Genomic DNA, 8936 nt, shown 5'->3' with positions numbered 1-8936 from the left:
CGTCTGCGCTCGTCGAAACGATTTAAATCCCAGCATCGGACGTATCCGGCGTTTGATATTACGGTGATCTTGCTCAATCAGGTTATTCAGATACTTGCTTTGCCTAATGGTAATGGCTTCTTCCTCAGTTTTATCGGCATTGAGTGTGGTCAGAGCTGCAGTTTTGGCGCCGCTTTTATCGATCGTCACCACGTCAGATTCGCCGTGTTGACGGATGGCCTTGCGAAAGAAGCGTAGTGCGGCGGCGGCATCCCGTTTGGCGGTGAGCAAAAAGTCGATGGTGTGACCTGCTGTATCGACTGCTCGATACAGATACTTCCACTGGCCGTTGATTTTGATGAAGGTTTCATCCATTCGCCACCGCCGACCTACTGTGCGCTTATGCCGGCGAAAGGCCTTATCCAGTAACGGCACCAGGCGGATAACCCAACGATGCAGCGTGGAATGGTCAACGACAATACCGCGCTCCGCCATCATTTCCTCCAGATTACGCAGGCTCAGGGCATAAGCCAGATACCAGCGAACACACTGGGCGATAACATCGATGGGATAATGCAGTCGCTGGAAAGCATTTCGGAACAAAGACATGGTCAGGTAACATCATAAAAAGACTGCATGTTACCCGACGCTCCCTTAATGCGACAGAACCTGACGAGGTGGAGCAGGGCTGGATGGCGCGATTGCCAAAAGGCTGGGAGCAGGACTTTACCGTGCTGATTGACTGGCCGATGCCAACACTGGTTGACCTGCTGGCGTTCTGCGTCAGCAGCGGCATCGACGGATTGAGCGAAAAGACCGACAGCAACGGACGGGCAGGGGCGCAGCTTGACGGGCTGGAAGCAGCGTTGGGCTTTACCCTGCGTGACTGGTGGGTGCCAACCGCGCAGAACTGCTTTGCACGTCTCAGCAAAGACCAGATAGGTGACGCGCTGGTAGATGCCGACCGCCTCGGCGCTCAAGATGAAGAAAGCGGACGCGGCGCTGCTGGCCGAGGCCGAAATCAGTTCAGCAATCAGCTTTGAGATCCGCTTCGGCATTCGCCCCTGACCTGACCATGTTTTTGACTCTCCAGTTTCGTCATTATATCGATACTTCGCGGGGCGAGGGGAGCGCGTCTTTTTAACCTTATCCGGAGAGCCAATAGCAGCCATAAGTTAGATTGAACATATCAAAATCAGTCAATTACACAAATTTATGTACAGGCTCAACTTTGCAAAAACCAGTATGTTACCTAACGTTAGTATCTTTTTTAATGGTTGCTACTTTACTAAATTTTATGTCATCACATAAACGAAACCCTTCTCTAGGATGAGATTTATTTAATGCGTCAAGTGCTTCTTTATGAGTCATACCAAGACGCTGTGGGACATTTCCCCATCCTGCAAGCGTTTACAAAATGAAATCATCAGTCGTAGGTCAGGGTAAATTCACTTTCGGCATAAGCCGTACCGGCCGATACGGGGGATACTGCAGCATATCTTGCAGAAAAAGCCAGAACAGCATCCCCTTTTTTATCTACTGCAACCCGGGAATAATGCTCTCCCATGGCAATACGGTTATGCGCCGCATCCATTATCTCTACAGCAACCCCAGCACCTGTACTGTTATCACTGAGTGCCAGCAAAGTAGGATCCGTTTTGTCTTTTTTACCAGTAAATGACAGGGTTACACCACTGGCGGTACAATTCGTCAAATGGATATTAAAATATACGGGCACTGAATGCCCAGTATAATGTAACTGCTTCGTATCCCAACTGCCGAGCTGTACCGTTTTGTCCCTGTCTGTCGGATCAACCTTACAGGACATGGCTGTAATGGTGCCACTCAGCTCAATATTTACTTTAGCAAGCGGCTCACCTTTCAGCCGATCATCTGCACGCACTGCACCGGAGAACATCATAAGAAACATCAGGGAAGCGGCAGATAGCATACCGCCACTCTGGGACGTCATTACGCGATTAACGGATAAAATTGATACAGAGAATTTCATGCTTTTACCTCAATCAAAATCAATGCGCAGATAACCTTCTGCAGTAAACTTCCCTTCAGCAGGTTTCTGACCGGTTACACTGACTGGCCATGCGGTAATTGGAACCCTTGCAGACGCATTATCGTCCAGTTGAAATTTAATATTGCTGTTAATATTATTGGGCGTTAGCGGTTTTTTATCTTTATTCGCAACAATAAATCCGACATCCTTATTATCAGAAACCAACGCATTACCTGCTACTTTATTCGCCTCTATACGCATACTCAATAATGCCTGCGCATCAATATTCTTACACTGTATCGCAACGGTATGCGTCTGAGGATTTACCCCATCAGGTTTATTACCCGCGCCGGCTTCTAAAAACAAAGGGGAGCCAATATTACCAAAATCCATGGTAATTGTCTTCCCCATATCTAGGTCGCAGGATTGAGGTACAGTCACAGAACCTTCAATATATAATTGAAACATTGGGTTCACTGAAACTCCAGTTTTATAAGTGTTCGCATAACCAGATACAACAAGCTGCCTAAACGGGGAGAAACCAATGAAACGCTTATCTATTCTAATAGATATCCTCCCTTTACCACCAGTATTCCAAGTAGTAACATTTCCATTGAATTCGGGGTTTTCGTTACTTTCAGACTCAAAAGGATTAAGGCGATAAGCTTTTACTCCTCCATCAATCCATGTTTCTGTTTTAATCGAAAGATAGTCATTTAGAGCATACCAACCATTACCTTTCTTAGCTAAAGGCACCTTTGTTGTTAAATAAATACTTGTTCCTTCTTTCTTAGGAATATCACAGGAGCCCTTATAAGGCAAACCGGTTGCACTAAATAGTAGGTCCTTAGTAACAATTTTACCCACGTCATTTCCTGTAGTGCTGTTTACATTGAGATTCCCAACGTCGGCAATTATTATTGACGTTCCGCCAAGAGTTGAACATTCTCCAGTATAAGCAGAAACCAACTTGCTGTAACAAAAAATCGCCAAGGCCATTGTAATATATGAGTGAATGCGCATTAGTTCCCCTTATTGCATACAAGCGTCATTTGTACCACCGGCAACTGCTCACTGTTTTCCGGTAAACTGAATGGCATCCGGCACTGCCCTGTAGTCCCGTTTGCCCAAACAACCTTCAGCGTCCCCTTCATCGGTACGCCGACCAGATACACCTGCCCACCTTCACCAGCGATACCTGTCACACCGGAGACTTGTTCCGTAACCATTGCGCCAAATGGTATGGGATGTCCGTCACGCATCAGCGTCAGCAGTGCCCGTACACCGGTATGGGCGGTATACTCCGCACGTACCAGCGCCCCTTCTGTCGGCACCACGCTCTGCACGTTATCGTCAAGGTCGGTGTGTGAGTCGAGGCTGTTAACATCCAGTGCCACACGGTTGCGTCGGTACACCGTCGCATATGGCATGACCGCATATCCACGCCAGTCCGTTTTCACACCGGTTTCATTTTCCACGCTGACGCCTTTCGCGCCCGGTGCCTTAATCAACACATTGGTATCCCCGAGTGGCTGGCTGAGCGTCACACCATTGGCATGCACCACAGCACCACCTGATATATCCCAGTTCAGGCTATGGTCATAGCGACTGTGACTATAGCCCGCACTGGCAGTGCCATAAGTTCCGCGCCAGGTCGCATTCAGGCTACCGCTCTCTCCAGTATGACTGTTATGCCCCTGCATGACACTGTAGCTCAGGTTGTTATCCTTCAGTAGCGTTCCACTGACTCCCGTACGGACAGTAGAAATACCGTCTTGGTCACGGCTGGCCTGGGCAGTCGTGTACATACTGTTCAGCGCCGATCTGTCCACCATATTGTGGCCGAGCCAACGTCCAAACGGCACGGAAACATTGAAGGACACCAGACGATTAGTTCCTGATAGCCCAACAGTACGATTCATGGATAGCGAGAGATTATAGCTGATGCCATTCCAGCCGCTGGAGTACCCTGCCTGATACCAGCGATCACTCCCCTGGCTGTTCCAGTAAGTCTGCTGGCTGCCTGACAGATACAGTGAGCCGAAGTCACCCAACTGCTGAGAGATATCAAGCTGCAGTCGCCCCTTTTTATTACGCCGCAGGTCGTGATAGCTCACCGGCTCCGGACGGTAACCAGCCCCGTCTCCTTTATCTTGCCAGTTATACTGATAACCCCGCATGGAGTCCCATGCCACTTCGTCAAGGGTGTAGAATCCACTGGTGGAATAACGATATCCCAGCAACTGAACGTTGGTACCCAGCGTATTCAGCGTGCGGGCATACAGAAAACGTAGAGACTGCCCCTGATGCTCGCTGTCATCAACCAGGCGACTTCTGGCACTGGTCAGGTCAACCGATACCGCCCCCAATCGCCCCAAGTTACGCCCGGCCCCGACAGCCAGCGACTGATAACGCCCAGCGATCTGCGTACCACCGTAAAGAGTTACACCATTACCAAATCCTCTTGCCAGCGTTCCTTGGACAAAAAACGGCGCATTTTTATCCGAATCACCATTGCGATAGCGTCCGGCAACAGCTTCATATTTCAGACGTTTTTCACGCTGCAGAAGAGGAACCATAGAATACGGTACCGTAAAGTGCTGCGTTCCACCGCCATCTGCCTCGACGGTTACGTCCAGATCACCACTTGAACTTGTCGGATTCAGGTCATTAATTTCAAAGGCGCCCGCCTGAACTACATTCTGATAAATAACGTAGCCGTTCTGACGAATGATAACCTTTGACCGACCGGAAGCAGTACCCCGTATTGTCGGCGCATACCCCTGTTGGCTGTCAGGATACATAGACTCTGAAGAATAAAGACGCACGCCCCTGAGGCCCAGGCTGTCGAAAACAGTTGATTCGCTGCTGCTATCCCCAAGGATGAGCTCGCTTTTGAACGGGATGAGCGTACGCTGGGCGTAAGTGGAAATGCTCCGCCAGCGGCTCTGGCGATGACCATTACGATAATTGGTGTAGCTCCAGGCACTGTTATGGCGAAAACGCCAGGCCCCAACATTCAGACCGCCATTTAGATTTAGATAATGACTTTCATTATCGTGTCCGTGATCGCCTGTCAGGGTATAGTTCAATAACCCGGCATTTATCCCCTCATCCCATTCTTCCGGCGGGATATATCCCCTGGCACTATTCTGCAGCGCGACCTGAGGGAAAGTGAGAAAAAGCTTTTGACCTGAAAAATCAAAGTGTGACGTGACTCCGGGGTAAAAGTGCGCCACGTCAAGACACTGAGTGTTATCCACGATTTTCCCGGTATCCTTTATCGCTGTAGTGTCAAGACCAAAGCGCCGCAGCCATTTTAATGACAGACAAGGGTATAGCCCGGTGTCATCAACAATGCTGCCAACCTGTGCATTCGAGGTTTTATCCACTGCATCGAAGCGCAAATTGCTGGTCGTGATGAAATCATCGTTCACCCAAACGTCGACCCGATACATCCCAGGAGCCTGCCCCTCACCGCTCTCAAATCGTGAGAGGTCCGCTACGGCGCCACTTTCCGTCGACAGGAAATTCGGGTTAAACCAGTCGTTGGCCTCGGCAGGGAAGGCCAGAGTTCCACATACCGCCAGCGCCACGCAGCACAGTGGAAAATGAAAAGGCTTATTGGCAGGAACCAAAGAATGCATGTTATAACCTATGTTTTTTTTGATAATTACTCTGAACGCCCAATCTGCTGTGCCGAGAGAGCGCCGTAATCATTAATAACTTGGAAACGCACCTGACCTGAAGCCCCTGTGGGAAGAACAATCTTCAGGCTTCCTTTTGGCTCAACCATACTATTAGGCAAAGTTTTCCCTCCCACGGTGATGTTCACCATTGACTGGTAATAGGGGGTGGGATTCGTGACTATCAGTTTTCCAGCGGTCTGCCGGAAACGGAGATAATTCACGGCATCCAGCTCCCCCATATCCAGACCTTCGGGACGCATAAACAATTTAATACGCGACAACACGGCCAGTTGAAGGGTATTTTTTCCCTTAATGGCTTCCTTATTTACGGCAGGAATCGCTTTCACGTTCATCCAGTACACAACCTCCCTGTCTTTCGGCAGGGGCTTACCCAAATAAACAATCCGAAGCGTATTTTCACTTTTGGGTGATATCGCAAATAGAGGTGGCGTAACCGCGAAATCTGAACGTCGTGTACCGCTGATATCTTCAATCCATGACTGCACCAGATAACGTTCATGTGTATCGCTGTTGGTTACAGCGAGTGATGCCTGGGAGGCCGTTTCGTTATAAATGACACGCGTGGCGGCCAGCCCGACCCCACCGGCATACGCGGGGGCAAAGAAAACAGAACAGACAAACGCCAGCCCTGTGAACACAGAAAAATAAGTCTTCATATATAACCTTTTGTATTTATCAGGGGTAAACAATACGAAACCAGACATCACTGCGCAGGGGGCCGGGGTAAACGGTCCGGGATACTGCCCGATAGTGTGCAGTAAAAGGCAAAACCACTCCGTCGCTTCCAACCCGATAGGTTAGGTCATGGACAGAATACGGCGTTACCGGATTACCTTGTGCGTCAGAAATCACCAGCCCAAGTCCACTGAATCCTTTGTCTCCGCTGATACCAACAGCCCCCCCCTCTCCGGAAGCAACAAGGAAGACATCCGGCTCCTTGGGGTCCGTCATACCGTAAAAACTAATCCCCATTCGCTTAGCGATATCCGGGTTACACCCCGTCAGCCGCACATAAAAAGGAATGTGCAACGTGGTTTCACTCCCAACACCATGGAATCGCGTGTCTGTATACTTCCCCATATCCACATGCATATCCCTGCTTTCAGTCGAGACCACACAGCCATTTTCATTAAGCGATCCGGTGAGATGTACTTCGCCACCGGTGATTGCCACTACTTTTGCCATCGCTGAGCAGGAGATACTGACCAAAAGTAAAGAACAGAGACTTCTGTTAAAAAAATGCAATGGCATACCACACCTCATCATAAGGTGGCACCCGGTTACGGGTGCCACTAACAGTACAGAAGCTGTTATTTACTGGTACTGCATGATGAAAGTGCTGTCCGCGTTGGCCAGACCAGCTGTCGGTTTTTCAACAGTAGAAACATACTGCGCTTTGAAACTTAGAGTGTTTTTACCGTCAATCAGATTATGCGCAGCGGAGAATGCGCCATTCGGAACGACGACGTTGGATTTTTCGTCCAGAATACGAATGCCGACACCGGAAGCACCTTGGCCATTAACTTCAGAGGCGTCAATTGCCAGCAGGTTTGTATCAACCGAATCTGCTGCGCCTGTAAATTGGACGGCTGCCGTTTTCGCGATGGTGGTATCACAGTCTTCAAGCTTAATAGTGAAAGGACGCAGCTCTGAGGTATCCCCCTTTTTCTTGAAGTTGTGCAGAGGATGCTGACCAAGTTGTACGATCTGATCGACACTGTCAGTGCTGACAGCACATGCACCATCAACAAGCTCACCTTTGAAGTGCACGATACCGCCAGTTATATTGGTAGTGGAGCCATCAGCATAGGCACTACCTGCTGCAATTGCCATCACGGCGCCCATTATCATTGCAAAATTATTTATTTTCATTAAAAAATATCCTTTCAAAAATCAATTACCTGCATTTTTAGCGATATAACTTTCATCACCAATCTGTAAGTTAGATGGCATTAATACCACTCAACTAAAAAAGAAATTACTACTGTCATAACTAAATCAATGAAACCACGCTATAAAATAGAAAACATGGCGACTCCTAATTGTTAGAAAGACATCTATTAAAACATGCAATAATAGAAACAGCACCACTCCATTACTCAATAAATAATTTTTCATCCTCCTCTAATAAAAGAAAGAAAAATCCTAACCACCTGGATGTGATTGGTTCTGTCGCATTAAGGAGCGGTTAGGTAACATACTGGTTTTTGCAAAGTACGCTTACTGAACGTTATCGATGACTTTAATCGTGAGGCATTGGCTATTGAAGTGGATTTTCCCTGCCCTCCAATCGGATCGTGAGATCATCCTCAACGAACGAGCCGGACTACAGTATGTAGCGTGCTGAGATCGCAGATGGCGCGCAGCTCTGCCGGTAAATGCAACTCCATAAAATCCCGCGCAACATCCGGTTACGTCAGGAGCTGACTGAACGTGGCATCGTGGGGAGTGGGTGTGCTGCTTTTCTTCTTCATCAGCCTTGGCTATGAAAAATAATCCTGAGATGTTATCACAGCCTAAAAATGCTAACATTTGCGGCGAATGGAATTGCCATGCCTTCAGGGGACTGTGCCGGGGTGGTTCGGTCGGCTCTGTCGCATTAAGGGAGCGTCGGGTAACATGCAGTCTTTTTATGATGTTACCTGACCATGTCTTTGTTCCGAAATGCTTTCCAGCGACTGCATTATCCCATCGATGTTATCGCCCAGTGTGTTCGCTGGTATCTGGCTTATGCCCTGAGCCTGCGTAATCTGGAGGAAATGATGGCGGAGCGCGGTATTGTCGTTGACCATTCCACGCTGCATCGTTGGGTTATCCGCCTGGTGCCGTTACTGGATAAGGCCTTTCGCCGGCATAAGCGCACAGTAGGTCGGCGGTGGCGAATGGATGAAACCTTCATCAAAATCAACGGCCAGTGGAAGTATCTGTATCGAGCAGTCGATACAGCAGGTCACACCATCGACTTTTTGCTCACCGCCAAACGGGATGCCGCCGCCGCACTACGCTTCTTTCGCAAGGCCATCCGTCAACACGGCGAATCTGACGTGGTGACGATCGATAAAAGCGGCGCCAAAACTGCAGCTCTGACCACACTCAATGCCGATAAAACTGAGGAAGAAGCCATTACCATTAGGCAAAGCAAGTATCTGAATAACCTGATTGAGCAAGATCACCGTAATATCAAACGCCGGATACGTCCGATGCTGGGATTTAAATCGTTTCGACGAGCGCAGACG

9 protein-coding genes and 2 pseudogenes are annotated in these 8936 nt (G+C 48.8%); 2 read left to right on the top strand and 9 right to left on the bottom strand.

Going from position 1 to position 8936, the window contains the following annotated elements; all coding sequences use genetic code 11:
• The coding region (locus tag CWM53_RS08285; RefSeq protein WP_100750745.1) for an IS6 family transposase at window positions 1-588 on the bottom strand (588 nt) is incomplete at its 3' end.
• Window positions 589-671: 83 nt separating this feature from the next.
• Here CWM53_RS08285 and CWM53_RS31885 point away from each other — a divergent pair.
• Window positions 672-1022, top strand: coding sequence for a hypothetical protein (locus CWM53_RS31885; protein ID WP_133124340.1), 351 nt, complete (start codon window positions 672-674; stop codon window positions 1020-1022).
• Window positions 1023-1046: 24 nt separating this feature from the next.
• Here CWM53_RS31885 and CWM53_RS32335 read toward each other — a convergent pair.
• From CWM53_RS32335 to CWM53_RS08245, 8 genes and pseudogenes are all read right to left on the bottom strand, one after another.
• Window positions 1047-1151 (bottom strand): annotated as a pseudogene (locus tag CWM53_RS32335) (DNA-binding protein); the annotation flags it as partial.
• 254 nt (window positions 1152-1405) lie between these two features.
• A complete protein-coding gene (locus CWM53_RS08275) occupies window positions 1406-1990 on the bottom strand; it encodes a fimbrial protein (RefSeq protein WP_100750750.1) in 585 nt (194 codons plus the stop codon).
• A 9-nt stretch (window positions 1991-1999) separates the two neighbouring features.
• The gene (locus CWM53_RS08270) at window positions 2000-3013 is read right to left on the bottom strand and encodes a fimbrial protein (protein ID WP_227521694.1); all 1014 of its coding nucleotides are present in this window, start codon (window positions 3011-3013) and stop codon (window positions 2000-2002) included.
• A complete protein-coding gene (gene fimD / locus CWM53_RS08265) occupies window positions 3013-5637 on the bottom strand; it encodes an outer membrane usher protein FimD (RefSeq protein ID WP_100750749.1) in 2625 nt (874 codons plus the stop codon). The genes CWM53_RS08270 and fimD overlap by 1 nt, the downstream gene beginning before the upstream one ends.
• 26 nt (window positions 5638-5663) lie before the next feature.
• The gene (locus CWM53_RS08260; protein ID WP_100750748.1) at window positions 5664-6356 is read right to left on the bottom strand and encodes a fimbria/pilus periplasmic chaperone; all 693 of its coding nucleotides are present in this window, start codon (window positions 6354-6356) and stop codon (window positions 5664-5666) included.
• Window positions 6357-6375: 19 nt separating this feature from the next.
• Window positions 6376-6951, bottom strand: coding sequence for a fimbrial protein (locus CWM53_RS08255; protein ID WP_165785040.1), 576 nt, complete (start codon window positions 6949-6951; stop codon window positions 6376-6378).
• 63 nt (window positions 6952-7014) lie between these two features.
• Window positions 7015-7572 (bottom strand): type 1 fimbrial major subunit FimA, encoded by a 558-nt coding sequence (fimA, locus tag CWM53_RS08250; protein ID WP_100750746.1) that lies wholly within the window; start codon window positions 7570-7572, stop codon window positions 7015-7017.
• 427 nt (window positions 7573-7999) lie between these two features.
• A pseudogene (locus CWM53_RS08245) lies at window positions 8000-8174 on the bottom strand (Rpn family recombination-promoting nuclease/putative transposase); the annotation flags it as partial.
• 174 nt (window positions 8175-8348) lie between these two features.
• Between CWM53_RS08245 and CWM53_RS08240 the strand changes: the two are divergent.
• A partial coding sequence (locus CWM53_RS08240) for an IS6 family transposase (RefSeq protein ID WP_100750745.1) occupies window positions 8349-8936 on the top strand: 588 nt, incomplete at its 3' end.

Source organism: Klebsiella sp. A-Nf5 (assembly GCF_002810545.1).
Taxonomy (GTDB): Bacteria; Pseudomonadota; Gammaproteobacteria; order Enterobacterales; family Enterobacteriaceae; genus Klebsiella; species Klebsiella variicola.
The sequence above is the reverse complement of the archived record's forward strand: the minus strand, read 5'-3'. Positions and strand labels throughout refer to the sequence as shown.

Excerpts from the sequence above, each read along its gene's own strand:
- CWM53_RS08255 (WP_165785040.1), bottom strand. The coding sequence starts at position 6,951 with ATGCCATTGCATTTTTTTAACAGAAGTCTCTGTTCTTTACTTTTGGTC.
- CWM53_RS08275 (WP_100750750.1), bottom strand. The coding sequence starts at position 1,990 with ATGAAATTCTCTGTATCAATTTTATCCGTTAATCGCGTAATGACGTCC.
- fimA (WP_100750746.1), bottom strand. The coding sequence starts at position 7,572 with ATGAAAATAAATAATTTTGCAATGATAATGGGCGCCGTGATGGCAATT.
- fimD (WP_100750749.1), bottom strand. The coding sequence starts at position 5,637 with ATGCATTCTTTGGTTCCTGCCAATAAGCCTTTTCATTTTCCACTGTGC.
- CWM53_RS08260 (WP_100750748.1), bottom strand. The coding sequence starts at position 6,356 with ATGAAGACTTATTTTTCTGTGTTCACAGGGCTGGCGTTTGTCTGTTCT.
- CWM53_RS31885 (WP_133124340.1), top strand. The coding sequence starts at position 672 with ATGGCGCGATTGCCAAAAGGCTGGGAGCAGGACTTTACCGTGCTGATT.
- CWM53_RS08270 (WP_227521694.1), bottom strand. The coding sequence starts at position 3,013 with ATGCGCATTCACTCATATATTACAATGGCCTTGGCGATTTTTTGTTAC.